Source organism: Caulobacter endophyticus (assembly GCF_029543245.1).
GTDB lineage: Bacteria > Pseudomonadota > Alphaproteobacteria > Caulobacterales > Caulobacteraceae > Caulobacter > Caulobacter endophyticus_A.
The window spans coordinates 174,827-200,033 of the sequence record NZ_JARQWV010000008.1; the positions used below are offsets into that span (position 1 = coordinate 174,827).

12 protein-coding genes are annotated in these 25,207 nt (G+C 71.0%); 5 read left to right on the top strand and 7 right to left on the bottom strand.

The genetic code is table 11. The features are described 5' to 3' along the window. Positions 1 to 2 precede the first annotated feature (2 nt). The 4 genes from P7A99_RS09985 to P7A99_RS10000 all read right to left on the bottom strand — a co-directional run bounded on the left by P7A99_RS09985 (position 3) and on the right by P7A99_RS10000 (position 2,923). Positions 3 to 320 carry a hypothetical protein gene (locus tag P7A99_RS09985; protein ID WP_277793735.1) on the bottom strand — a complete coding sequence of 106 codons (318 nt, stop codon included), beginning with the start codon at positions 318 to 320 and terminating at the stop codon, positions 3 to 5. Continuing rightward, positions 292 to 1,677 carry a type II and III secretion system protein family protein gene (locus P7A99_RS09990; protein WP_277793736.1) on the bottom strand — a complete coding sequence of 462 codons (1,386 nt, stop codon included), beginning with the start codon at positions 1,675 to 1,677 and terminating at the stop codon, positions 292 to 294. Before P7A99_RS09990 ends, P7A99_RS09985 begins: the two co-directional genes overlap by 29 nt. A 71-nt stretch (positions 1,678 to 1,748) precedes the next feature. Then, positions 1,749 to 2,642: a Flp pilus assembly protein CpaB gene (gene cpaB / locus P7A99_RS09995; protein ID WP_277793737.1), complete on the bottom strand. Its 894-nt coding sequence runs from the start codon at positions 2,640 to 2,642 to the stop codon at positions 1,749 to 1,751. A 98-nt stretch (positions 2,643 to 2,740) separates the two neighbouring features. Continuing rightward, positions 2,741 to 2,923, bottom strand: a complete 183-nt coding sequence (locus tag P7A99_RS10000; RefSeq protein ID WP_165255114.1) for a Flp family type IVb pilin — start codon at positions 2,921 to 2,923, stop codon at positions 2,741 to 2,743. Positions 2,924 to 3,517: 594 nt separating this feature from the next. Here P7A99_RS10000 and P7A99_RS10005 point away from each other — a divergent pair. Then, positions 3,518 to 15,808: a hypothetical protein gene (locus tag P7A99_RS10005; RefSeq protein ID WP_277793738.1), complete on the top strand. Its 12,291-nt coding sequence runs from the start codon at positions 3,518 to 3,520 to the stop codon at positions 15,806 to 15,808. A 347-nt stretch (positions 15,809 to 16,155) separates the two neighbouring features. Next, positions 16,156 to 16,848 (top strand): DedA family protein, encoded by a 693-nt coding sequence (locus tag P7A99_RS10010; RefSeq protein WP_277793739.1) that lies wholly within the window; start codon positions 16,156 to 16,158, stop codon positions 16,846 to 16,848. Between the two features lie 7 nt (positions 16,849 to 16,855). Here the strand turns inward: P7A99_RS10010 and P7A99_RS10015 are convergent, their stop codons facing one another. Further along, positions 16,856 to 17,068 carry a DUF2188 domain-containing protein gene (locus tag P7A99_RS10015; protein ID WP_277793740.1) on the bottom strand — a complete coding sequence of 71 codons (213 nt, stop codon included), beginning with the start codon at positions 17,066 to 17,068 and terminating at the stop codon, positions 16,856 to 16,858. A gap of 186 nt (positions 17,069 to 17,254) precedes the next feature. Here P7A99_RS10015 and P7A99_RS10020 point away from each other — a divergent pair, with 186 nt between their 5' ends. After that, on the top strand, positions 17,255 to 19,666 hold the full coding sequence (locus P7A99_RS10020; protein ID WP_277793741.1) for a glycoside hydrolase family 2 TIM barrel-domain containing protein: 2,412 nt from the start codon (positions 17,255 to 17,257) through the stop codon (positions 19,664 to 19,666). Positions 19,667 to 19,829: 163 nt separating this feature from the next. Here the strand turns inward: P7A99_RS10020 and P7A99_RS10025 are convergent, their stop codons facing one another. Next, positions 19,830 to 20,993: an aldose epimerase family protein gene (locus P7A99_RS10025; protein WP_431307657.1), complete on the bottom strand. Its 1,164-nt coding sequence runs from the start codon at positions 20,991 to 20,993 to the stop codon at positions 19,830 to 19,832. 130 nt (positions 20,994 to 21,123) lie between these two features. Between P7A99_RS10025 and P7A99_RS10030 the strand changes: the two genes are divergently transcribed. After that, positions 21,124 to 22,452 (top strand): sugar MFS transporter, encoded by a 1,329-nt coding sequence (locus P7A99_RS10030; RefSeq protein ID WP_277793742.1) that lies wholly within the window; start codon positions 21,124 to 21,126, stop codon positions 22,450 to 22,452. 231 nt (positions 22,453 to 22,683) lie between these two features. On the opposite strand, the gene araD1 is transcribed toward P7A99_RS10030, so the two are convergent. Continuing rightward, positions 22,684 to 23,682: an AraD1 family protein gene (gene araD1 / locus P7A99_RS10035; protein WP_277793743.1), complete on the bottom strand. Its 999-nt coding sequence runs from the start codon at positions 23,680 to 23,682 to the stop codon at positions 22,684 to 22,686. Between the two features lie 283 nt (positions 23,683 to 23,965). Here araD1 and P7A99_RS10040 point away from each other — a divergent pair, with 283 nt between their 5' ends. Then, on the top strand, positions 23,966 to 24,730 hold the full coding sequence (locus tag P7A99_RS10040; protein WP_277793744.1) for a FadR/GntR family transcriptional regulator: 765 nt from the start codon (positions 23,966 to 23,968) through the stop codon (positions 24,728 to 24,730). Positions 24,731 to 25,207 lie beyond the last annotated feature (477 nt).

A 25,207-nucleotide genomic window follows, 5' to 3' on the forward strand; every position in this document is an offset into this window, starting at 1 on the left:
GGTCAGTTGGCCGGAGACTTGGCCGCTCCCTTGTTGTCGATGCTGGAGGTGCTGGCCTGGACGGGCTGGATCACCTGGTTCTTGCCGTAGCGGGTCACCGCCAGGGCGGCCCGGGTCCCGTCGCCGCCTGGCTGCAGCACGCCTTCGTAGCGGGCTTCCGGATCGGCGATCTGGGCGGCGAGGTTGCTGCGCAGGGCGACGCCGAAGTCGGGCGACAGGTCCTTGCGGGCGTCGGTGCAGCCGGCGAGGGCGGCCCCGGACACGGTCAGGGCCGCGGCGGCCAGCAGGATCCTATTGAAGGACATGGCCTTGAGGTCCATCGACCCCTCCCTTGGCTGGTTGCGAGCTGGACTGGGTCTTGCCCAGCAGGAACAGTTCGGTGTCGGACGGCGGCACGAAGTTGTCGGCGGGGGTCGCCTGGCGGGCCCGGGTCGGGCGCACCAGATGCGGCGTGACCAGGATCACCAATTCGGTCTGGTTGCGCTGGTAGCTCGTCGAGCGGAACAGCGAGCCCAGGATCGGCAGGTCGCCCAGCATCGGGAACTGCCGGATCTGATCCTGGTAGTCGTCGCGGATCAGGCCCGCGATCGTGAAGGACTCGCCGTCGCGCAGTTCGACTGTGGTCTTGGCGCGGCGCACCTTGATGCCGGGGATCCGCAGCCCGTTGCTGACGAACGAGGCGTTGGGGTCGATGCTCGAGACCTCGGGATTGACCACCAGGTTCACCATGCCGTCCTGCAGGACGGTGGGGGTGAAGGCCAGGCCGATGCCGAACTGCTTGAACTCGACCGTGATCGTCGTCTGGCCGCCGCTCTGGTTCTGGGCCACGGGGACGGGGAATTCGCCGCCGGCCAGGAAGTTGGCGGTGTCGCCCGACATGGCCGTCAGGTTCGGCTCGGCCAGGGTCTTGACCAGGCCCTTGGTCTCCAGCGCGTCGAACAGCACGTCCAGATCCACGTCGCCGGCCCGCAGCGGGAACTTCAGCAGGCCGAAAGTGTCGGTCAGCGTGGTGGCCACGCCCGTGTCGCCGGTGCCGATGACGAAGTTGTGGTAGTTCGGCGAGGCCGGGTTGGCGGTGTTCATGTTCAGCCGCAGGGCCTTGGCCGTGGCGCGCTCCATCTCGACGATGCGCACCGACAGGGTGACCTGCTGGCTGCCCTGGACCGAAAGCATGTTGACCACCTGGCCGGGCGCGAAGCTCTCGGCCAGGGCCGCGGCGCGGCCGGCGACGGCGCCGCTGCTGGCGGTGCCGGTCAGCACGATCGACTGGTTGCCCGAGGCGACCTTCAGGTTCTCCTCGTTGGGCAGGGCGTCGCGCATCCGCTGGCGCAGGGTCTCGACGTCGGCGCCGACCACCACGTTGGCGGCGGCCACCAGCTTGCGGCCCGGGCCGTAGGCGGTCAGCGTCGTGCCGCCCAGCTTCTTGCCGACCACGTAGACCGACCGCGAGGTCAGGGGCAGCACGTCGGCGGTGTCGGGGTTGCCGATCATGATGTCCGTGTACGGAGCGGGCAGCTCCAGGACCTGGGCCTTGCCGACGGCGACATTGACCTCGACCTTGCGGACGGCGACGTCGGAGATGGCGGCGGGGGCTTGGGCCGAGGCGGTGGTCGGGACTGCCGCCAGCAGGGGCAGCAGGCCGGCGGCCGCGGCCAGCAGCGAGCGTTTCAGGGTCATGTGAGCGGGTCCTGCGCCGCGCGCGTCAGCGGCGCGCCGGCGGGAGGGAAGGGGAGCGAGCGGGGCCATGGTCACAGCCCCACCCGATAGCCGGTCGTCTCGACGCCGCGGGTCACGCGGACCTCGGTCGACGACGGCGGCATGGACGAAGAGGCCGGTCGCGGCGCCGCGGGGCGGCGGGGGGCGACGGCCCGGACGGGCGTCGGCGCGGACGCGTTGACCTGGGTGGGGCCCATGCCCCGCGACAGGTCGGCCAGCGTCATGGTCCGGCGGCCCAGCGGCGCCTGGTCGGAGATCTGGCGCAGGGCCAGCGACACGGCGCCCACGGCCTGGGCCAGGGTGATGGCCTGGGCCTGGTCGGGCGTGACCTCGACGGTGATCGCCTTGACCACCACCGGCTTGTCGGCGCCCTGGTCGTCGGACTGGTCGACGCCGACGACGCGGACGTTCTCGGCCAGCACCTGGGTCAGGCTGGTCTCGGGCTGGTTGTTGTCCTTGCTGCGGGTCAGCAGCACGTCCACCCGGTCGCCCGGCAGCACGAACCCGCCGACGCCGGCGACGTCGTTGGCCCGCAGCGACACCGCCCGCATGCCTTCGCCCAGCGAGCTGGCGAGGTTGGAGCGGCCGCCCGAGCCCGACACGCGGTCGGCCAGGATCGGCTCGTTGGCGGCGATGTCCTTCAGCGCGATGCGCGCGCCGCCCGGGCCGGAAGCGGCCTCTGGAATGGAGCGGAAGGCGCCCGCCGGCACGGCGTCGGCCGGATAGTGTGCGACCTTCAGCACCGCGGACTGGAGCTTGAAGCCTCTCGCCAGAGGCTGGGAGGCCACGACGACGGGCGTCGAGCCGGTTTCCTTGACCACCGGGGCGTCCACGCGCCCGGCGCTCATATAGACCCGTGCGGCGAGCACGGCGCCCAGGCCCAGCACAGCGGCCGCGCCAAGGGATATGACGGTCTTCGTCTGCATTGTTGCAACCCCCTCCCCACGTCAGCAGGGAGCCTGTCCTGGCTCACCGCCATGGGTCGGCGACGCGGCTTGCCGCCCCGCGCCGCCGACGACTTGGCTCAGCAGTTGGCGGCCGACGGATTGGCCACGCAGGTGGCGGCGTCCGTGATGGCGACCCCGATGTTGGTGCCCAGCAGCACCGCCGCGACGGCGATCGCGCTGCCGATGATGGCCAGGATCAGGGCGTATTCGGCCGCGGCCGCGCCGTCTTCTTCGAAGATCAGTTCGCGCAGAGTATTCATGACGTATCCTCCTCTAAGTTTTCTCAACCGCGCATCATTTGCTGCGGACAAAGAAGAGGTTTCCCCCTTCGCCGTGGATTTAACGGCTTAACGGTTTGGTAAGTAAATACATCGGCCGCTTTAATGCAAAATTGATACGGGCGGCGGATCGGCGTATGTAAAACGCACTATTTTTCAGTATCTAGGGCGCAAACGTCGCGTGTTTGGCGAATATGCTTTCAAGTGCATCGATTATTCTGCCGCCGTAGGGTTGTCGTTGCGAGCCTTTCGCTTGGCGAGTTATCGGAAACCCGCCTCTGAAAGTTGTACTACTCAATTTGGGGACGCTGAATTTTCAGCTCTGAGCATCGTGCAGGAGCCCTTCAGGCACGGTGAAGAGGCGTGCTGAAGGCGGGTCTTCTATTTGATTTAATTAAACTTATTGTTCTTCGGGAGCGGGGTGGTGCGACAGGATGACGCCCCGGTCGAGAGCCGGCGTTCGAACGCGATGTGCCGATTGTCACTGCCGCGTGCATCAACCGCGAAGAGAAACTGCTGGTTTGTGAACTCGAATATCACCATCGAGTCACGCTTTGACGCCTGGGGGATAAGATCGTGGCGAAGAAGCAAGGCGCATCCAGGCTGGCCCAGGCCGCCGCGCTCGTCGACCAGCTGATCCAGGCGATTGACGCCGAAGGCCTTTCCCGCAGCGAGGCGGCCTCGGCCGCCGCCCAGGTTCTGGGCCTGGTTCAGAGCCTGTCCCTGCGCGGTGATCCCGACGCCGGGGCCCTGAAAGCCGCCCTCGGCCGACTGGCCGAACGCCTGGCCCTGGCCAAGGACGATCCGACCGCGCCAGAGGCGCCGATCGCCGCGGCCACGGTCGCCGGTTCCCGCTTCGCCAAGCGGCTCAAGCGCCTGGCCATGATCGTCACCGCGGGCGCGGTCCTGTCGGCCCCCTTGGCCGCCGCGGCGCGCGAAAGTGGCGCGGGGCTGGCCGGAACGCTGGCGGGGTCTTCCGCCGTTTCGATGGCCCTGATGGGCGCGCTGCCTGTCTATAGTGTCGGCGACACGATCCTGAACCCGGTCTCTGGCGCCAACGAGCAGGTGGTCGAGACCCTGACCAGCACGGCCGTCCGCACCGACGCCGGCAACATCATCCTTCTGGCCACTACGGTCGGCGACGTCTTCACCGACCCGCAGACCGGCAAGAACTACGAGGTGACCGCCGTCACCCTGAACGCCGACAATCGCGTGGTCGGCGTCACCGTCAAGGAAGCCGGCACGGCCAACTTCTCCAACCTGGTCGTGGTCACCAACAAGTCGACCGACATCGGCAATGTCGTCACTCCGCCGGGCACGGGGGGCAGCGGGGCGGGCAGCTTCGCGTTCACCCCGGCCACGGGCGACGTCAACACCTTCGCCGACGCCAAGTTCGGGGCCAACGGCGGCAACGGCCACGACGGCGGCGGGGTCAGCATCTGCATTCCGCTGATCGGCTGCGCCACCATCGCCTATTCGCCCAGCGCCGGCGGCGCCGGCCAGGCCGGGCCGACCGTCACCCACGACCTGACCGTGGCCAACAACGGCAACATCCAGGTCGTCTCCGACAACCTGCCCGGCGTGGTGGTGTCCAGCGTCGGCGGCAACGGCGGTTCGGGCGGCGACGCCTACGGCAACATCAAGGGTGCGGCGGGCGGCGCGGCGGGCGCCGGCGGCGCGGTCACCCTGAGCAGCGCCGTGACCATCGTCACCGACGGGATCAATTCGCACGGGATCTTCGCCCAGAGCCGCAGCGGCCAGGGCGGTCAGGGCGGCACGGGCTACATCGCCGGCAGCGGCGGCACGGGCGGCACGGCCGGCCAGGGCGGCGCAGTGAACGTCACCAACACCGGCGCCATCTACACCGGCAAGGCCGGGGCGATCGGCATACTGGCCCAGAGCCTGGGCGGCGCGGCCGGAGGCGGCGGCGACAGCTACGGCATCATCGGCGACGCGGGCAGCGGCTCGGTCGGCGGCAACGGCGGCGCGGTGCTGGTCCAGCAGGCGGGCCTCATCCAGACCAAGGGCAAGGACGCCTATGGCGTGCTGGCCCAGTCGATCGGCGGCTCTGGCGGCAACGCCGGCGACGCCGGCGGGATCGTCACCTTCGGCGACAGCGGCCAGGCCGGCGGCAGGGGCGGCTCGGCCGAGATCGTCGCCAAGGCCGGTTCGACCACGCTCACCGAAGGCGAGGGCGCCCACGCCCTGTTCGCGCAATCGGTGGGCGGGGGCGGTGGCAACGGCGGCGTCTCCATCGGCCTCGTGGCCCTCGGTTCGGGCGGCGGCGCGGGCGGTGACGGCGGGACGGCCAAGGTCACCGTCGAGAGCGGCGCGACCGTGACGACCAAGAACGCCGACGCCCACGCCATCTTCGCCCAATCGGTCGGCGGCGGCGGCGGCAGCGCCGGTGTCAGCGGCGGCCTCGTGGCGCTGGGCGCCAAGGCCGACGCCGGCGGCCTGGGTGGTGCGGTCGAGGTTTCCAGCAGCGGGATCGTGTCGACCGACGGCGTCGACTCCCGGGGGATCTTCGCCCAGTCGGTGGGCGGTGGCGGCGGCGCGGCCTCGGGTACGGGCGGGCTGGTCTCGCTGGGCGGCGCGGGCGCGCTGGGCGGTACGGGCGGTTCGGTCACGGTGACCACCGGCGCCGGCGGTTCGGTGAAGACCACCAAGCAGGGGGCCGACGGCGTCTTCGCCCAGTCGGTGGGCGGTGGCGGCGGCTCGGGCGCCAGCTCCGGCGGCGTCGTGGCCCTGGGCGGCACGGCCGGCGGCGGCGGCGCGGGCGGCGCGGTGACCGTCACCAACGGCGGGGTGATCGAGACGGGCGGCGACAAGGCGCGCGGGATCTTCGCCCAGTCGGTGGGCGGCGGCGGCGGCTCCGGCGGCGACGGCGGCGGTCTGGTCACCATCGGCGGCAAGGGCGGCGCGGCCAGCACCGGCGGTGCGGTGACGGTGGCCAACACCGGCGCGATCACCACCAAGGGCGATCTGTCCAGCGCCATCCAGGCCCAGAGCGTCGGCGGCGGCGGCGGCGACGGCGGCAGCACCGGCGGCGTCTTCCTGACCATCGGCGGCGGCGGCAATGCCGGCGGCGGCTCGGGCCTGGTCACGGTCAAGCACGCGGGCGACCTCTTCACCGGCGGCAATGACTCCCACGGCATCTTCGCCCAGAGCGTGGGCGGCGGCGGCGGCAGCGGGGGCTCCAGCGTATCGATCAGCGCCTTCGCGGGCGTCGCCATCGGCGGCGAGGGCTCGGTGGGCGGCGATGGCGGCAAGGTCGACATCGACCTCAGCCAGAGCACGGTCACCACCGGCGGCTCCACCAGCCTCGTCAATCCTCTGATCGTCACGAGCGGCGAGCGCTCGCGCGGGATCTTCGCCCAGAGCGTGGGCGGCGGCGGCGGCAACGGCGGCTTCGCGGCCCAGGTCTCGGCGGGCTACGGCGTCGGGGCCAGCGCCGCCGTGGGCGGTCGCGGCGGGGCCGGCGGCAAGGGCGGCGAGGTCGACATCGACGGCGACGTGCTGATCCTGACCAAGGGCGACTATTCCGAAGGCCTGTTCGCCCAGTCGGTGGGCGGCGGCGGCGGCAGCGGCGGCTTTGCGCTGTCGTTCGCATTCGCGGCCGGCGAAACGGCGGCGGCGGCGTTCTCGGTCGCCCTGGGCGGCAAGGGCGGCGACGGCGGCGAAGGCGGCTTGGTCGACATCAAGTCGGGCGGGGCGATCCTCACCGAAGGCAAGTTCTCGACCGGCCTCGTCGCCCAGAGCGTGGGCGGCGGCGGCGGCAATGGCGGCTACACCGTGGCGTTCTCCGGCGCGGGCGCCGGCGTGGCTTCGGCCTCGGCGGCCGTGGGCGTCGGCGGCAGCGGCGGCAAGGGCGGCAAGGGCGGCGTCGTCGACGTCGACTTCGACGGCGCCATCACCACCGGCGACGACGACGCCATCGGCGCGCTGATCCAGTCGGTCGGCGGCGGCGGCGGCGGCGGCGGCTTCAATGTTTCGGGCACGGTCGCCGTAGCCGGCACGGCGGGGGGCGGGGCCTCGGCCGGGGTCGGCGGCAGCGGCGGCGACGGCGGCATCGGCGACAGCGCTACGGGCCGCATCGGCGGCGACGTCTCCACCAGCGGCAAGCGCTCGACGGCCGTGATCGTCCAGAGCGTGGGCGGTGGCGGCGGCAGCGGCGGCTTCAATGTCGCCGGCTCGATCGGCGGCGGCGGCACGGCCGGCGTCGGGGTTTCGGTCGGCGTCGGCGGCGCGGGCGGCAAGGGCGGCAACGCCGGGACCGCCGATGGTACGGTCGAGGGCGACATCCACACCAAGGGCGACCAGTCCGGCGGCCTCTTGGTGCAGAGCGTGGGCGGCGGCGGCGGCTCGGGCGGTTTCAACGTTTCCGGCTCGATCGGCGTGGCCCAGACGGCCGGCGCGGGGATCTCGGTCGGGGTCGGCGGCGCGGGCGGCGGCGGCGGTGACGGCATGCTGGTCATCGGCAGGATGGTCGGCGACACCCTGACCGAAGGCGCCGACGCCGACGGCGTCGTGGCCCAGAGCATCGGCGGCGGCGGCGGCAGCGGCGGCTTCAACGTCGCCGGCTCGATCGGCGGCGCGGCCACGGCGGCCGGCGGCATCAGTGTGGGCGTCGGCGGCAGCGGCGGCGACGGCGGCAAGGGCGGCGAGGTCCGTCTCGACGTCATCGGAACGACTACTACCAAGGGCGCGCACAGCGACGCGATTATCGCCCAGAGCGTGGGCGGCGGCGGCGGCAGCGGCGGCTTCTCGGTCGCGGGCGGCATCGCCCTCTCGGCCAACGGCGCCGGCACGGTCAGCGTCGCGGTCGGCGGCTCAGGCGGCAAGGGCGGCGACGCCGACATCGTCACCCTCAAGGTCAACGACGGCGTGGCCGACCCGCTTGGCGACCTGATCGCAGCTGTGACCGAGGGTGAAGGCGCTCGCGCCATTGTCGCCCAGTCGGTGGGCGGCGGCGGCGGCAGCGGCGGCTTCTCGATCGCCGGCGGCTTCTCGGCCGCCAAGAGCGGCGCGGGCAATATCGGCGTCGGGGTCGGCGGCGGCGGCGAGAAGGGCGGCGACGGCAAGGCGGTCACCGGCAAGATCACCGGCGACGTCGGCGCCAAGGGCGCCGACGCGTCCGGCGTGCTCGTCCAGAGCGTGGGCGGCGGCGGCGGCAGTGGCGGCTTCAACGTCACCGGCGGCATTTCGGCCTCCAAGACCGCGGCGGGCAACATCCTGGTCGGCGTGGGCGGCTTTGGCGGAACCGGCGGCGCTGCCGGCAAGGTCGATGGCGGCGTCACCGGCGACATCGTCACCGTGGGCGATCGCGCCTTCGGGGCCAGTTACCAGAGCCTGGGCGGCGGCGGCGGCGCGGGCGCCTTCAACATCACCGGCGGGATCAGCCTGGCCGCCAGCGGCGGCGGGACCGGCACGCTGGGCGTCGGGGTCGGCGGCTTCGGCGGCGACGGCGGCAAGGCCGGCGAGGTGGACGCCACGCTGACCGGCAATATCTCCACCAAGGGCGACGACGCCCACGGCGCCCTGCTGCAGAGCGTGGGCGGCGGCGGCGGCTCGGGCGGCTTCAACGTCACCGGCCTCGTCAGCGCCTCGCAGGGGACCAACGGCGCCATCGGCTTCGGCCTGGGCGGCTTCGGCGGCGGCGGCGGCGACGCCGACATCGTCAAGGGCGTGCTGACCGGCAATGTCACCACCGAGGGCGACGGCTCGTTCGGCGCCATGCTGCAGAGCCTGGGCGGCGGCGGCGGCAACGGCGGGATCAATGTCAGCGGCTCGGTCGCGCTGTCGGCCGGCAACAACGCCGCGGTGGCCATAGGCCTGGGCGTCGGCGGCTTCGGCGGCGGCGCGGGCGTCGGCAAGGACGTCACCGGAACCGTCACCGGCCGCTACCAGACCTCGGGCGACGAGGCCGACGGCGTGGTGGCCCAGTCGATCGGCGGCGGCGGCGGCTCGGGCGGTCTCAACGTCTCGGGCGCGGTGGCGGTCAGCGCCGGCACGGCGGGAACCGGATCGGTCGGCATCGGCGGCTTCGGCGGCAAGGGCGGCGCCTCAGGCGTCGTGAAACTGACCCGCGTCGGCGACACCCTCACCGACGGCGCCAATTCCGACGGGATCATCGCCCAGAGCATCGCCGGCGGCGGCGGCCAGGGCGGCATCAACGTCGCCGGCGGCCTGTCGGCCACCACCAAGGGCACGGCCGGCAGCTTCGGCTTCGGCCTGGGCGGCTTCGGCGGCGACGGCGGCCAGGCGGGCGACGTCAAGGCCAGCGTCACGGGCAATGTCTGGGCCCAGGGCCTGGAATCCGACATCACCACGCCCGAGCAGGTGGTCAAGATCCCGCTGCTGGGCTCGGATTTCGAATTCACCATCGCGGCCGATCGCACGCGCCTCAACGGCTCCAACGGCGTCATGGCCCAGAGCGTGGGCGGCGGCGGCGGCTCGGGCGGCCTCAACGTCACAGGCCAGTTGTCTCTGACCAAGCCGGGCGGATCCTCGGCCAGCCGCTCCATCGCACTGGGTGTCGGCGGCTTCGGCGGCAAGGGCGGCGACGCCGGCGAGGTGGGCCTGACCATCGCCGGTCCCACCGCCGACCACGTGCAGGTCACCGCCGTGGGCGACGACCGTTATGCGGCCGTGGCCCAGTCGATCGGCGGCGGCGGCGGCGCGGGCGGCATCAACGTCTCGGGCGGCATCGCCATGGACGGCCAGCTGGTCGCGGGCGTCGGCGGCTTCGGCGGCGACGGCGGCAAGGGCAAGGACGTCAAGGCCGACGTCACCGCCAACCTGTTCGCGGCGGGCGACCGGTCGCGCGGCCTGATGGCCCAGTCGATCGGCGGCGGCGGCGGCGCGGGCGGCATCAACATCTCCGGCGGGATCAGCGCCGACACCTCGGGCGACGAGCCCTCGATCGTCTTCGGCCTCGGCGGCTTCGGCGGCGCGGGCAACATCAGCGGCGACGTCACCGTCGCCCAGGACGGCCAGGTCTGGGTCGAAGGCGTCGACGCCATCGGCGTGCTTGTGCAGAGCGTCGCCGGCGGCGGCGGTTCGGGCGGCCTCAACGTCGCGGCCGACGTCAATCTGGGCAAGTCGACCTCGTCCTCTAACGGCTTCGCCATCGCCGTCGGGATCGGCGGCCAGGGCGGGACCGGCGCCGATGCGGGCGACGTCTCGCTGGACAGCCTGGGCGACGTGATCGTCAACGGCAGGCTGAAGGCCAATCCGGCCGCGGGCGAGGACACGCTCGAGGCCGTCGACTTAACCGGCGGGGCCAAGGGCATCCTGGTTCAATCCATCGGCGGCGGCGGCGGGGTGGGCGGCGTCAGCGCAACCGGCGCCATCGCGCCGTTCGGCAATCCCGTCGCCCTGGGCATCGGCGGTTCGGGCGGTTCGGGTGGAAACGCCGGGGCGGTCGACGTCTTGCGCGGCTATGCCGCCGACGGCTCGGTCGACGCCCGCCTGATCCGCACTTTCGGCTACGACTCCGACGGCCTGGTGGCCCAGAGCGTCGGCGGCGGCGGCGGCACGGCGGGTATGAACTTCACCATCGCCGCCACCGTGGCCAACAAGACCGACAATCCGGTCGCCGCCATCATCACCGTCGGCGGCGACGGCGCGGGGGCGGGATCGGGCAGCACGGTCGACGTCACCCACGCGGGCAATATCGTCACCGACGGCGCCCACAGCGACGGCCTCCTGGCCCAGAGCGTCGGCGGCGGCGGCGGCTCGGGCAATTTCAACATCGGCGCAGGCGTGCTCAAGGACGCCTCCGCCCTGAACATGGCCATCGGCGGCGCCACCGGCGCGGCGGGCGACGGCGGCGACGTCACGGTCGACCATCTCGGGACCATCGTCACCAAGGGCGACAACTCGGCGGGCCTGCGCGCCCAGTCGATCGGCGGCGGCGGCGGCAATACCGGCCTCGACATGGCCATGGGTCCGCTGAACCGCAACGAGGTCAACATCACCATCGGCCGCATCGGCGGTTCGGGCGGCGTCGGCGGCAAGGTCGACGTGACCTCCAGGGGCGTCATCGACACGACCGGCGACGAGTCCTCGGCCATCTTCGCCCAGAGCGTGGGCGGCGGCGGCGGCGCCTCCAGCGCCACCACCGTCAGCATCACTGGCACGCGCGGCCAGGGCGAGAACGCCGAGTCCTTCGGCGGCGCGATCAGCGTCGGCCTCGACGGCGGCCTGGCGGCCGAGGGCGGCGACGTCAAGGTCGACGCCGGGGGCGCTCTGACCACGCGCGGCGACGACGCCCGCGGGATCTTCGCCCAGAGCCTGGGCGGCGGCGGCGGCGTCGGCGGCGGCGCGTCCAACACCATCGTCCGCGCCTCGGCCGCAGCGGCCGTGGGCGTGGGCGGCAAGGGCGGGGTCGGCGCGATCTCGGGCAAGGTCGAGGTCGACAGCGCCGCGACCATCGTCACCGAGGGCGCGCGTTCCGACGGGATCCTGGCCCAGGCTGTCGGCGGCGGCGGCGGCCTTGGCGGCATGACCCGCACGATCGCCTTCCAGGTCGGCGGCGCGCCCTCGGGCACGACCACCCGCACCGCCACGGTCAGCGTCGGCGGCGACGGTGGTTCCGGCGCGGTGGGCGGCGCCGTGGACGTCGCAAGCAGCGGTATCGTCCATACCAAGGGCGACGACGCCTTCGGCATCCGCGCCCAGTCGATCGGCGGCGGCGGCGGCATCGGCGGCGCGGTGCTCAACGTCCGCGCCCAGGGTACGAACAGCAACGACTCCTTCGACCTCAACATCGGCGGCTCGGGCGGAACCGGCGGCGCCGGCGGCGCGGTCGAGGTGCTCAACACCGGCCTCATCGTCACCGAGGGCCGCGGCGCGGCGGGCGTCGCCGCCAACAGCATCGGCGGCGGCGGCGGCGACGGCGGCCTCGTGATCGACGTCGTCGGCGGCTACACCGGCGCCGACAAGCAGAGCCATCGCTACGTGCTGAACATAGGCGGCGCCGGCGGCGACGGCGGCACGGGCGGCGAGGTCACCGTGACCAACCGCGCCGTGGCCGGCGTCAAGGACAGCGGCACGATCTCGACCTCGGGCGAGCGCGCCTACGGCCTCTTCGCCCAGAGCCTGGGCGGCGGCGGCGGCAACGGCTCGACCATCCTGTCGCTGACGGCGCTGAAAAGCGGCGAGAACAGCGCCTCGGTCGGCCTCAACATCGGCGGCGTCGGCGGAACCGGCAACACCGCCGGCAAGGTCGTGGTCGACAACGCCGGCCTGATCCAGACCACGGGCGCGGACGCTTATGGCGTGCTGGCCCAGTCGATCGGCGGCGGCGGCGGCAATGGCGGCATGGTCATCGCCGCCAACCTGCTGATCGGCGCGCTCGGCAACGCGCCGCTCGTCTCGCTGGGCGGCATCGGCGGCGACGGCGGAGACGGCGGCGAGGTCATCGTCACCAACAGCGGCCGCATCCTGACCACCGGCGCCCGCGCCCATGGCGTCGTGGCCCAGAGCATCGGCGGCGGCGGCGGCGACGCCCAGATGGCCTTCAGCCTGACCGGCGAGGCCAAGAGCCTGATCCTGTCCAACGCCCTGGCCGCCACGGTCGGCGCCATCGGCGGCGGTTCGGGCGGGCAGGGCGGGGCGGTCGCCGTCAACCACTCGGGCGACATCACCGTGCTCGGCGACGGCGCCATGGCCATCAAGGCCGAGAGCATCAACGGCGGCGGCGGCACGCTGGGCCTCGACTTCTCGGGGATCATCGGCCTGCCCGGCCAGCCCTACATCAAGCCGGACGGCTCCACCGGCCGCGTCGACCCGATGGTCGTCGCCAAGGCCGGCGCCGAGAACGTCTCCGGCGCGGCCGGCGGTCTCGTCACCGTCAGGACCACCGGCACGTTCGGCGCGGCCGGGAAGAACGGCGTGGCCTCGTTCGCCCAGTCGATCGGCGGCGGCGGCGGGGCGATCGACCTCAAGCTGCTGCTTTCGGGCCAACTGGACGAGGTCAATGTCGACGCCCCGGTCGCCACCCAGGTGCAACTGGGCCTGGGCGGCTCCGGCGGCCAGAATGTCGGCGGCGGCGCGATCGCCAGCGAGCACGCCGGCCAGATCGTCACCACCGGCGTCAACACTTCCGGCGTGCTGGCCCAGTCGGTCGGCGGCGGCGGCGGCCGCGCCAGCGGCGATATCGCGGTGCCGGCCGGGGCCCTGCTGGGCGCCACGACCCTGACCCTGGGCGGCGCGAACCAGACCGACGCGGCCGGCGGCGGCGTCTCGCGCATCCAGGGCGGGGCGGTCACCACCACGGCGGCCGGCGCCACCGGGGCGATCCTGCAGTCGATCGGCGGCGGCGGCGGCTCGGCGGGCCTCAACCTGTCGGGCGCGGGCGCCGGCGGTGCGAGCGTGGTCGCTTCGCTCGGCGCGCAAGGCGGTTCGGGCCTGGCCGGCGGCGGCGTCACCGGCGCCTTCAGCGGCGGCGTCACCACCCAGGGCGACCACGGCCTGGGCCTTGTCGCCCAGTCGATCGGCGCGGGCGGTGGCGAGGTGCACGTCACCGGCTCGCCCAAGCTTTCGGTCACCCTGGGCGGGACCGGCGGCGCGACGGGCGACGGCGGCGACGTGATCCTGACCAACACCGGCGCGATCCGCACGGCCGGCGCGGGCTCGCACGGCGTCTTCCTGCAGTCGGTCGGCGGCGGCGGCGGCGCGGCCTTCGGCGGCTCGACGGCCTCGACCGTGGCGCTCAGCGCCGGCGGTGTCGGCGACGGCGGCCACATCGACTTCCGCCAGACCGGTGACATCGTCGCGACCGGTAGCGGCGCCTACGGCGTCGTCGCCCAGAGCCTGGGCGGCGGCGGCGGCTGGGTCGACGGCAAGTTCGCCGGCGCGGCCGGCGGCGCCGGCGCGGGCGGGGCCATCGATCTGCTGCTCTCGGGCCAGGTCTATGCGGGCGGCGCCGACTCAACCGCCGTCTTCGCCCAGAGCCTGGGCGCGGACGGGGCGGGGAACATCGCCCTGCGCACCACCGGTTCGGTGCGCGGCGGTTCGGGAACGGGCGCCGGCGTCCAGATCAGCGGCGGCGCGGCCAACAGCCTCGCCAATACCGGCCTGATCTCGGCCGTCTCGGGCAAGGCCATCGTTTCGGGCCAGGGCGACGAGCGCGTCGACAACCGCGGCGTCGTCATCGGCGACATCGACCTGGGCGCGGGGAACAACGCCTTCGACAACCAGATCGGCGGGGCCTTCATGGCCTTCAAGACCATCGACCTGCGCGACCCGGCCGGAACCGGCCCGCTGTCGGCGTCGAGGGGCGGGATCTCCACGCTCGCCGTCTCGGCCCAGGCCGTGCCCAATGGCGCGGCGACCTTCACCAACAGCGGCGACTTCCTGGTCGGCCTGTCGGCCTCCCGCGTGCCGATCGACCTGGCCGGCGGCGCGACCTTCGCCAATCTCGACGGCCTCGGCGACGCCGGGACCAACGCCTACTACGGCGCGCGGGTGATCAGCACCGTCGCCCTCGACGGCCATTTCGTGCAGACGGCGACCGGCCGTTCGGTGTTCGACGTCGCCTTCGGGCCCTACGGCTCCGACCGCGTCGACGTCACCGGCGACGTGGTCCTGGCCGGAACCGGCGACGTCACCCTGACCTGGTTGCAGGACGCCAAGCCCGTGACCCTGTTCACGGCGGGCGGCTCGATCACGGACAACGGGTTCAAGGTCACCGACACCCTGGCCATGGACTACCGCATCCAGACCAGCGGCGGCGCCGTGCAACTGGCCTTCGACACCCATTTCGATCAGGGCTTCCTGGCCCTGAACGAACGGGCCGTGGGCAAGCACATGAACTCGGCGATCACCCTGGGCGACAGCGGCGGCGTCGGCCGCCTGACAGCCCTGATCGGCAATCTGCGGGTCGGGCAGGAGGCCGCCTACAAGGCGATCTTCGCCAGCCTCAACCCCGAACCGCACCTGGCCCCGCTGCGCAGCCAGCTGGCTTCGGCCAACGGCTTCTCGCAGGCCATGTTCGGCTGCGCCAACCCGACCTTGCGCGTGGACGGCAAGTGCTCGTGGGCGACCATCGAGCGGGCGACCGCCGACGGCGAGCGCGACGCCGACACCCTGGCCGTCAAGGCCGAGGGCGGCCGCCTGCGCGGCGGCTTCGAGCAGACCCTGGACGGCGGCTGGTCGTTTGCAACGGCCGTGGGTTACGAGCGCCTCGACCGGGTCATCGTCGACGGCGGCCGCTCGTGGTCGCAGGGCCAGGGCTTCAACGCCGGGGCGGGCTTCAAGCGCCGGTCGGGCGGGGCCGAAATGGCCTTCTCGCTGTCGGGCGGCTGGCAGTGGATGGAGACCGCGCGCCTCGTCGAGCTCTTCACCATCGGCCGGGCCGAGTCCGATCCGGAAAGCGGCTATGTCCGCGCCGACGCCCGTTTCGCCTACGTCGTGGAGAACGGCCGCCTGTTCGTGCGTCCGGCGCTCAATGTCTGGGGCACGGGCCTGCACCAGCGCCGCTTCGAGGAGCGCGGGCTGGACGGCATGGGCGCGCGGGGCCTTTCCGACACCCAGTGGATCGCCACGGCCAATCCCGAGCTGACCCTGGGCTTTGTCATGAAGGAAACCGCCCGCAGCCAGGCGGCGGTATCGTTCACCGTCGGCGGCCTGTTCAACTCGACCGACAAGATCCAGATGCCGTTCCAGCTGATGGGCGCCAACGCTTCGTCCGACCCGGCCGACATCCGCACCGCGCTCGACAAGTCGGGCTGGCGCGCGGGCATCGATTTCCAGGTGATCGGCGACGACCGCGTCTCGGTGAAGTTCAACTACACCACCGAATTCGGCGACCGCACCAGCAACCAGGCCGCCGGCCTGAACCTGCGGGTGCGGTTCTAGAGGCGATTGATGTTCATGGGCTCGCCATTCTCCAACCCGCCAAATCCCCGCGAAGGCGGGGACCCAAGCTGACTTTCAGGGGGTGGCGAGGCCATGGATCACCTGCGGCCTCGGCTTGGATCCCCGCCTTCGCGGGGATGCACGGTGGAAAATTGGTCAAGCCCTATAGGGTGTCGGTTGTAGCTTGAGCAAAGCCTTCGGGACGGCGCCGTTTCTGCACGGCTCGTCCCGAAGTTGTCCCCAAAGGTGCGACATCCGGGGCACAGTCGGGTTTAATTGACGCAACGGCGCACAACGCTCTGGCGGCGAAGCGGCTTGATCTCCATGTGGGGGCTCGAAGGACCCCCATGGACAACTTGCTTCAATCCGTCGCCGCTTTCGTCACCGAGCACCAGAGCTGGGCGGGCTTGATCCTTGGGGCGCTTACCTTCGCCGAATCCCTCGTTCTGATCGGCGCCTTCGTGCCCGCGACGGCGCTGATGCTGCTGGCCGGCACCCTGATCGGCGGCGGCGTGCTCGATCCCTTCGAAGTCCTGGCCTGGTGCACCATCGGCGCTGTGCTGGGCGATGCGGTGTCCTACGCCCTGGGCCGTCGCCTGGGTCCGCGCGTGCTGCGCATCCCGGCCTTCCGCGACCATCGCCGCACCATCGCCCGCACCCGCCTGTTCAACCGCCGCTTCGGCGTTGCGTCGATCTTCATCGGCCGCTTCTTCGGGCCGCTGCGGGCCTTCGTGCCGATCATGGCCGGCATCCTGCAGATGAAGTGGTGGACCTTCCAGACCGCCAACCTGCTGTCGGCCGTGGTCTGGATCGCCAGCCTGCTGGCCCCCGGCTACCTGGCCGCTCGCAGCCTGTCGGGCGTCAGCCTGGAACTGGGCCTGGCGATCGCCGCCGGCGTGGCCCTGACCGTGCTTGGCGCCTTCCTTGGTCTGCGCTTCGCCGCCTCGCGCCGCAGCATCGCCGCCGCCAAGGCCAAGGCCGCCTCGGCTTCGGCTGAAAGCGTCGCGCCGATCGTCGAGTTGAAGCCCAAGCGCGCCTGAGGCCTTCTCAGGCCGCCGCGCCCTGGGCGACCCAGCGCCCGACCAGGCGGCCGCCGCGATCGTGGATCCGCACCTCTACCGGTTCGGCGGCGTCCGCCGCCAGCTTGCGCGCGCGCCGTTCGGCCTCGCCGCCGCCGGCGAAATGCAGCACCTCGCCGGTGGCGTGAACCCGCACGCACCAGCCGCCTTCACACGGAACGACATCGACGACCCCTGGCATGTCGTACCCCTTCGTACGCTGAACTCGGGCTGCCAAACGCCGCCCTCGGCAAAGGGTTCACGGCGTCGTTCACCCTCTTTGAGACGAAGTGTTGCGAGGGGCTGGCGTTTTGTCTGAGTTTTCATAAAATGACACAAAATATCAAAATGTGGGATTAGCGTTTCGTCGCGTCCCTGGGAGAAAACGATGGCCCATTCCCTGACGCGTGGCGTCTCGCGCCTGGCCCTGGCGGCCGTTCTTGGCCTCTGCGCCCTGCCGGCCTTCGCCGCCGATCGGGTGACCACGCCGCTGGCGGAGGGGTGGACCTTCTTCCAGGGCGACCCCGAGGGCGCCGAGACGGCGGCCTTCGACGACAGCGGCTGGGCCAAGGTTTCCGTGCCGCACGACTGGGCGATCAGCGGGCCGTTCGACATCAAGGCCCGCGCCGGCGGAGCAGGCGGCTTCCTTCCCACCGGCATCGGCTGGTACCGCAAGGCCCTCGACGTCAAGCCGCCCGCGCCGGGCCGCCGGGTCTATGTCGAGCTCGACGGCGTGATGGAGCGCAGCGGCGTCTGGATCAACGGCCACCACCTGGGCCATCGCCCCAGCGGCTATGTGGCCCTGCGCTACGACATCACCGATTTCATCAAGGCCGACGGTCCCAATGTGCTGGCCGTGCGCGCCGACACCGAGCATGCGCCGTCCTCGCGCTGGTACGCGGGCTCGGGCGTCTACGGCAAGGTGCGCCTGATCGAGAGCGCCGCCCAGCACGTCGAGCAGGGCGGGGCCTTCGTCAGCGTGACGAAGATCGCCGAGGGCAAGGCTGTGGCCGACATCGCCGTCGACATCGTCAACGACGCCAATGCGGCGGCCAAGGCGGGCCTGGAGGTCGTGCTGCGCGACCCGTCCGGCAAGGAGGTCGCCCGCGGCGCCGTCCCCGCCGTCGCCATCGATCCGGCCCGCACCGAAACCCTGAAACTGTCGCTCGACATCGCCTCGCCCAAGCGCTGGGACCTCGAGGCGCCCAACCTCTATCGCGCCGAGATCCGCGTGGTGGGCGAGGGCGGGGCGGGCCTCGACGCCGAGACCGTGCCCTTCGGCGTGCGCGAGGCCGCCTTCAAGGCCGACAGCGGCTTCTGGCTCAACGGCAGGAACATCAAGCTCAAGGGCGTGGCCCTGCACATGGACGGCGGCGCGGTCGGCGCGGCCGTGCCCATGGACGTCTGGCGCCAGCGCCTGGCGGCCCTGAAGGCCCAGGGCGTCAACGCCATCCGCACCGCCCACAACCCGCCGTCGCCCGACTTCCTGGATCTCTGCGACCAGATGGGCTTCGTGGTCATGGACGAGCTGTTCGACCAGTGGAACGTCTCCAAGACGCCCGGCGACTACCACCTGTTCTTCAGCGACTGGCACAAGCGCGACGCTCGCGACATGGTCCGCCGCGACCGCAACCACCCCAGCATCGTGATCTGGAGCGCCGGCAACGAGATCCACGACACCGCCTATCCGGTGCAGGCGAAGGCGGCCCTGACCAGCCTGCTGAACGTCATGCACGCCACCGACCCGACCCGGCCGGTGACCATGGGCCTGTTCCGCCCCAACGTGACCGGCGACTACCGGAACGGCTTCGCCGACATGCTCGACGTCGTCGGCCAGAACTATCGCGAGAACGAGCTGATCGCGGCCCACAAGCAGAACCCGGCCCGGATCATCGTCGGCGCCGAGAACAGCAAGACCCGCACCTCCTGGGTCGCCGTGCGCGACTACCCGGCCTATGCCGGCATGTTCCTGTGGACGGGTATCGACTACCTGGGCGAGGCCGACCGCAGCGGCTGGCCCAACATCGACAACCCGGCTGGCATCGTCGACCGCACCGGCGCGCTGAAGATCATCGGCATGCAGCGGGCCTCGTGGTGGTCCGAGAAGCCGGTGCTGCACGTGGTCCGCAACGCCCTGCCGGCCGCGCCGCCGCCGTCGTCCGACGGCGCCGGTCCCGCGCCGGCCTTGCCGACCATGGTCGCCGTCGCCACGCCCGCCCCCAAGGTCGCCGTGTTCGACGACTGGACCCCGGAAGACTTGTCGCCGCACGAGGAGACCATCGAGGTCTATTCCAACTGCGCCAGCGTCGATGTTTCGCTCAACGGCCGTTGGCTGGGCGCCAAGGCCCTGCCGGCCGACGCCTCGCCGCGCCAGTGGGCCGTCACCTTCGCTCCGGGCGAAGTGAAGGCGGCCTGCCGCGATCCGGGCGTGAAGCTGGAGGATACGCTGCGCACCGCCGGCAAGCCGGCCCGCATCGAGCTGACCGCCGAGACCGACAAGGTGGGCAAGGGCTTCGACGACCTGGCCTTCGTCCGCGCCCAGGTGGTCGACGCCAAGGGCGTCGTCGTGCCCTCGGCCAGCGACGCGATCACCTTCCAGGTTTCCGGCGCCGGGGCCTTCGTGGCCGCCGACAACGCCGCGCCGACCGACCACACCGCCTTCGCCTCGCCGACCCGCAAGGCCTGGCAGGGCAAGGCCGTGGCCCTGGTGCGCGGGGCGGGCGAGGGGGCTTCGCTGACGATCACCGCCTCCGCCCCGGGCCTTACCGCCGGCAAGGTCTCGCTAAAGGCGGTTCAATGAACATGTTCTGCGACAAAGCGTCACTTTTCGCAGGAAGGGGCTTGAAAACCCAGCTGGTAGCGCTAACTACAGCCTCGTGAGGCGCGAGCGCCTCTGCCCTTCCTGGGCGTTTCCTCCCTAATGAACTAAGCCCGGCGGGTAACCGCCGGGCTTCTTTTTTTGCTCATTTGTCCGTCGTGACCCGGAAGACCATCTTGTTCTGGTAGGTCTGGCCCGGATCCAGCCGCACCGGCGCGAACTGCGGCTTGTTGGGCGCGTCAGGGAAGTGCTGGGGCTCCAGCGCGATGCCGTCGCCCTGGCGATAGATCTTGCCGCTCTTGCCGATCGTCGTGCCGTCGATGAAGTTGCCGGCGTAGAACTGGATGCCCGGCTGCTCGGTCAGGATCTCCAGCACCCGGCCGCTCTTGGGATCGGCCAGCCGCGCGCCCAGGCGCAGGGCGCCGCCCGACTTGCCCGTCAGCACGTAGTTGTGGTCGTAGCCGCGCCCGGCGACGATCTGCGGATCGCTGGCGTCGCGGATCTGGTCGCCCACGGCCTTGGGCTTGCGGAAGTCGAACACGGTGCCGGCCACGGGCGTCGTCTCGCCCGTCGGGATCAGCTCGCCGTCCACGGGGCTGTAGCCGTCGGCCGGGATGGTCAGCACATTGCCCATGGCGCCGTCGGCCGAGCCCTCGCCGGCGACGTTGAACAGGGCGTGGTTGGTGATGTTGACGATGGTCGGCTTGTCGGTCGTCGCGCCATAGGTCACCGTCAGCTGGTTCTGTTCGTCCAGGGCGTAGGTCGCCGTGGCGGTCAGCGTGCCGGGATAGCCTTCCTCGCCGTCGGGGCTGACGTGCTGGAAGGTCACCGAGGCCACCGGGCCGGCCTTGGCCTCGACCACCGTCCAGACCACCTTGTCGAAGCCTTTGACGCCGCCGTGCAGGGCGGCCACGCCGTTGTTGTTGAGCGCCAGCTGGTAGGTCTTGCCATCCAGCGTGAACTTGCCCTTGCCGATGCGGTTGGCGAAGCGGCCCACCGAGCCGCCGAAATAGTTGGCCGCCTTCACGTATTCGGCCGCGTCCTTGTAGCCGAGCACGATGTCGGCCTTCTTGCCGGCCCGGTCGGGGGCGATCAGGGCCTGCAAGGTCGCGCCATAGGTGATGACGGTGGCGCTCACCCCTTTGGCGTTGGTCAGGGTAATGGCCTCGACGGCCTGGCCGTCCGGCGTCTGGCCGAAGGATTTGCGGCTGATTTCGGCGCTTTGAGCCGCCATCGGAGCCATCAGGGGCGCGGCCGCGGCGGCGGCGAACAGGGCAAGGCTCGGCAGGGCGTGGCGCCAGGTCTTCATCGGGTTTCCTCTCAGGCGGGTCGCTCGCGCTCTCTGTCGGCGTTGACGACCATCAGGCCGCCATATACTCAGACAAAAAATCGCCGCGCAACGTCAAGACGTCGGCCGGCCCGACACGGGAGACCCGGGAATGCCCGCACCGATCACCACGTCTGCAGGAGCCGGCGCGGCCAGCGTGGGCGACGCCCGCGCCCAGCGCTCCGCCCTTACCCTGCTGGCCAGCCTCTTCTTCATGTGGGGCTTCATCACGGTCATCAACAACACCCTGCTGCCGCACCTGCGCTCGGTGTTCGACCTCAGCTACACCCAGACCACCCTGATCGAGTCGGTGTGGTTCATCGCCTACTTCTTCGCCTCGATCCCGTCGGCCAAGCTGATCGAGGCCATCGGCTACAAGAAGTCGATGGTCACCGGTCTTCTGATCATGGCCGTCGGCGCGCTCTTGATGATCCCGGCCGCCCGCATCCCGTCCTACGGCGTGGTGCTGACGGCGCTCTTCATCATCGCTTCGGGCATCACCCTGCTGCAGGTCGCCGCCAACCCCTATGTGGCCGTGGTCGGTCCGCCTGAGACGGCGTCCTCGCGCCTCAACCTGGTGCAGGCCTTCAACTCGCTGGGCACCACCCTGGCCCCGCTGTTCGGCGGCTACCTGATCCTCAGCCGCAGCGCCTCGGGCAACGCCGAGGCCGGCCATGTCATGACCCAGGCCGAGCGCCTGGCCGACGCCCAGTCGGTGCAGCTGCCCTACTTCATCGTCGCCGTGGTGCTGGTGCTGCTGGCCGTGGTCATCGGCCGCTACAAGCTGCCGGACCTGGGCGGTTCGAGCCGCCGCGCCGCCGCCGAGGACCGCAAGAAGCACTCGCTGCTCAAGCACCGCAACCTGGTGCTCGGCATCCCGGCCATCTTCATCTACCTGATCGCCGAAATCGGCGTCTCCAACCTGTTCATCAATTTCGTGTCCGATCCCAAGATCGGTAACCTGACCCACGCCCAGGCCTCGAACTACCTGTTCCTGCTGTGGGGCGGCATGATGGTCGGCCGCTTCATCGGCAGCTTCTGGATGCGCAAGGTCGATCCGGGCAAGGTGCTGGCCATCTTCTCCAGCCTGGCCTTCGTGGTGATGGTCATCACCGTCTTCGCCAGCGGCCCGGCCGCCATGTGGAGCCTGATCGCCGTGGGCCTGTTCCACTCGATCATGTTCCCGACCATCTTCACCCTGGGCATCAAGGGCCTGGGCGCCCTGACCGAGGAAGGCTCGGGCCTTCTGGTCATGGCCATCGCCGGCGGCGCGCTGGTGGTGGTGCAGGGCGTGCTGGCCGACAAGTTCGGCCTGCAGATCTCGTTCCTGCTCACCGCCGTCTGCGAGCTCTACGTCCTGTTCTACGCCCTGTGGGGCAGCAAGACGACGGTCGAGGAAGAGCCCGTAGCCCTCGAAGCCCAGTCGGCCCCGGCCGAGTGATCGGGTAGGGGAGCGGTTCGCCCGTTCCCCATCGCCCAAACGAAAAGGCCTCGCACCCTGCGGTGCGAGGCCTTTTTCTTTGCTTGATCCTGATCGGTCCCCAATTTCCGAGCATCCCCGCGAAGGCGGGGATCCAAGCCGAGTCTGCGGGCCTAGCTACGAACGCGCCACATTCTCAGAGCCAGCTTGGGTCCCCGCCTTCGCGGGGAGGCTCGGACCAATGGGGGAACCTCAGAGCGCCTTCACCGCCACCGTCACCTGCGCCGGAGCCGCGTCCTGGGCCAGGGCGTTGCGCACCGGCAGGGTGAACGGCGCGGCCTCGATCTCGAACACGTCGCCGACCTGCGTCTGGAAGCCTTCTGAGAACGACAGGGTGGCCGTGCCGAAGAAGTGCACGTGCACGTCGCCGGGGCGACGGAACAGCGCGTACTTGAAGTGGTGGTGCTCCAGGTTGGCGATGGTGTGGGACATGTTGGCCTCGCCCGACAGGAAGGGCTTTTCCCAGACCGTCTGCCCGCCGCGCACGATGCGGCTGGCGCCGCGGACGTCGGCCGGCAGCTCGCCGCTCAGCAGCTCGGGGCCCAGCGCCGCCTGGCGCAGCTTCGAGTGGGCCAGCCACAGATAGTTGCCGCGCTCGATCACGTGGTCGGAGAACTCGTTGGCCAGGCAGAAGCCCAGGCGATGCGGCGTGCCGTCCGGACCGATCAGGTAGACGCCGGCGATCTCGGGCTCCTCGCCGCCGTCCTTGGCGAACGAGGGCGAGGTCAGGGGCTGGCCGGGGCCGACCAGCTGCCCGCCGTCGCCCTTGTAGAACCATTCCGGCTGCACGCCTTCCTGGCCGTCGGCCGGCTTGCCGCCCTCGACGCCCATGAGGAACATCCGCATGGAGTCGGTCAGCTGTTCACCGGACTGGGCGGCCTTGTGCATCTTGTCGCGACCCTCGGCCGAGCCCAGGTGCGTCAGGCCGGTGCCGGTCATGATCAGGTGGGCCGGGTCGACATGGTCGATCGGCGCCAGCACGCGGCCTTCCGCCAGAGCGGCGGCGACGTCGATCGCCTCGCCCAGCGGCTGGGCGGCGTCAGCCAGGCTGACACCCTTGTCGATGGCCAACTGGCCCAGGGCGTACAGGGTGTCGGCGGATCCGACCTTGCGGGCGGCGCCCGTCTCGTCCACCGCCGCCAGGGCGCGGGCGCCGTCAGGCGTCTTGAGCTGCACGAACCGCAGGGACATCGGGAGGATCCTCTCGTCTATAATTAGTCAGACAAATAGCGATCGGCGCGAGCCTGTCAAACCCGGATCGTCGGCCTCCGCGCGGGTCTCGGCATGGCGGTCGGTCAGCCTTCCAGAACCCTGTGATCCCTTCTATCACCTGATTTATCATACTTTTAAGCGCTGCCTGACGAGCGTCCAGTCATTCGCCGTCGGGTGAATTTTCTTGTCGTCAGACAATTAGTCTCGCTAGAGTCGCTCGGTGAACCGGCGGCGACGCCGTTCGGTGATTTGCGGAGGCGGCGTGAGCAAGGGCAAGAGTACGGGCGCGGACGGTGAGTTCGAGCGCGAAGAGGGCTTTTCCGGTCGCATCCACGGCTCGATCGCCCGCACGCTCGGCATCGCCATCGTCTCGGGTCAGTACGCGCCGGGCGACGTGCTCAACAACGAGATCGACGCCAGCGAACAGCTGAACGTCTCGCGCAGCGCCTATCGCGAGGCCATCCGCATCCTGGCCGCCAAGGGCCTGGTCGAAAGCCGCCCCAAGGCAGGCACCCGCGTCAGCCCGCGCTCGCGCTGGAGCCTGCTGGATCCCGAGGTCCTGGCCTGGTTCTTCGAGGCCGAGCCCTCCGAGGAATTCCTGACCAGCCTGCACGAGCTGCGGATGATCGTCGAACCCTCGGCCGCCGCCCTGGCCGCCGAGCGCCGCAATGACGACCAGCTCGAGCGCATGCGCAACGCCCTGATCCAGATGCAGCAGCACACCCTGTCGACCGAGGCCGGCCGCGCCGCCGACCGCGACTTCCACGACACCGTGCTCGAGGCCACCGACAACGAGCCCCTGCGCACCCTGTCCAGCAGCATCGGCGCGGCCGTGCGCTGGACCACGATCTTCAAGCAGCGCGACCGCGAACTGGCCCGCGACCCGATCCCCGACCACTGGAAGGTCTTCGACGCCATCGCCGCCAGCCGCCCCGATCAGGCCCGCCAGGCCATGGAGCGCCTCGTGGGCCTGGCCCAGGACGACACCCGCGCCGCCATCGCCCGCCGCACCGGCGGAGGGGCTTAGAAGATCCTCCCCCTGTGGGGGAGGCGATCGCGCAGCGATCGGTGGGGGGAAGTTTCAGTTGCCAGGACGGTAGCTGTTTTCACTCCGGAAAATCCCCGCGCAAGCGGGGACCCAGGCTTTTTCTGAAACCCACTCACCCCATTACCGCCTCCCTCGCCCCTGTGGCGAGGGCCCATGCCGGCCGCTGCTCAGGCGGCGGCTGGGCTCGAAAGGTCTGAGCAGGCTGAACGATGGATCCTCGCCACAAGGGCGAGGAAGGCGTGAGTTGGGTTGGGCTCGGAAAGTGGGCCGGACGGGGATAGAGCAGCGTGGATCCCCGGCGATTGCCGAAAAGAGTTCCACGAACTCAACCGCTTGCAACTTTCTCATCCAATTCAATCAGACGCGCTCAAACCGCCCTCATAATCAAACCCGTCCCCGCCATGGGGAGGGCTCTTGGTACCGGCCCAAGCGTGGCGAGGACCGCATCGAGCGGGG

What these genes read in the sequence shown, in the direction of transcription:
- P7A99_RS10030 (WP_277793742.1), top strand. Translation starts at nt 21,124, where the DNA reads ATGCCCGCACCGATCACCACGTCTGCAGGAGCCGGCGCGGCCAGCGTG.
- P7A99_RS10020 (WP_277793741.1), top strand. Translation starts at nt 17,255, where the DNA reads ATGGCCCATTCCCTGACGCGTGGCGTCTCGCGCCTGGCCCTGGCGGCC.
- P7A99_RS10000 (WP_165255114.1), bottom strand. Translation starts at nt 2,923, where the DNA reads ATGAATACTCTGCGCGAACTGATCTTCGAAGAAGACGGCGCGGCCGCG.
- araD1 (WP_277793743.1), bottom strand. Translation starts at nt 23,682, where the DNA reads ATGTCCCTGCGGTTCGTGCAGCTCAAGACGCCTGACGGCGCCCGCGCC.
- cpaB (WP_277793737.1), bottom strand. Translation starts at nt 2,642, where the DNA reads ATGCAGACGAAGACCGTCATATCCCTTGGCGCGGCCGCTGTGCTGGGC.
- P7A99_RS10015 (WP_277793740.1), bottom strand. Translation starts at nt 17,068, where the DNA reads ATGCCAGGGGTCGTCGATGTCGTTCCGTGTGAAGGCGGCTGGTGCGTG.
- P7A99_RS10025 (WP_431307657.1), bottom strand. Translation starts at nt 20,993, where the DNA reads ATGAAGACCTGGCGCCACGCCCTGCCGAGCCTTGCCCTGTTCGCCGCC.
- P7A99_RS09990 (WP_277793736.1), bottom strand. Translation starts at nt 1,677, where the DNA reads ATGACCCTGAAACGCTCGCTGCTGGCCGCGGCCGCCGGCCTGCTGCCC.
- P7A99_RS10010 (WP_277793739.1), top strand. Translation starts at nt 16,156, where the DNA reads ATGGACAACTTGCTTCAATCCGTCGCCGCTTTCGTCACCGAGCACCAG.
- P7A99_RS09985 (WP_277793735.1), bottom strand. Translation starts at nt 320, where the DNA reads ATGGACCTCAAGGCCATGTCCTTCAATAGGATCCTGCTGGCCGCCGCG.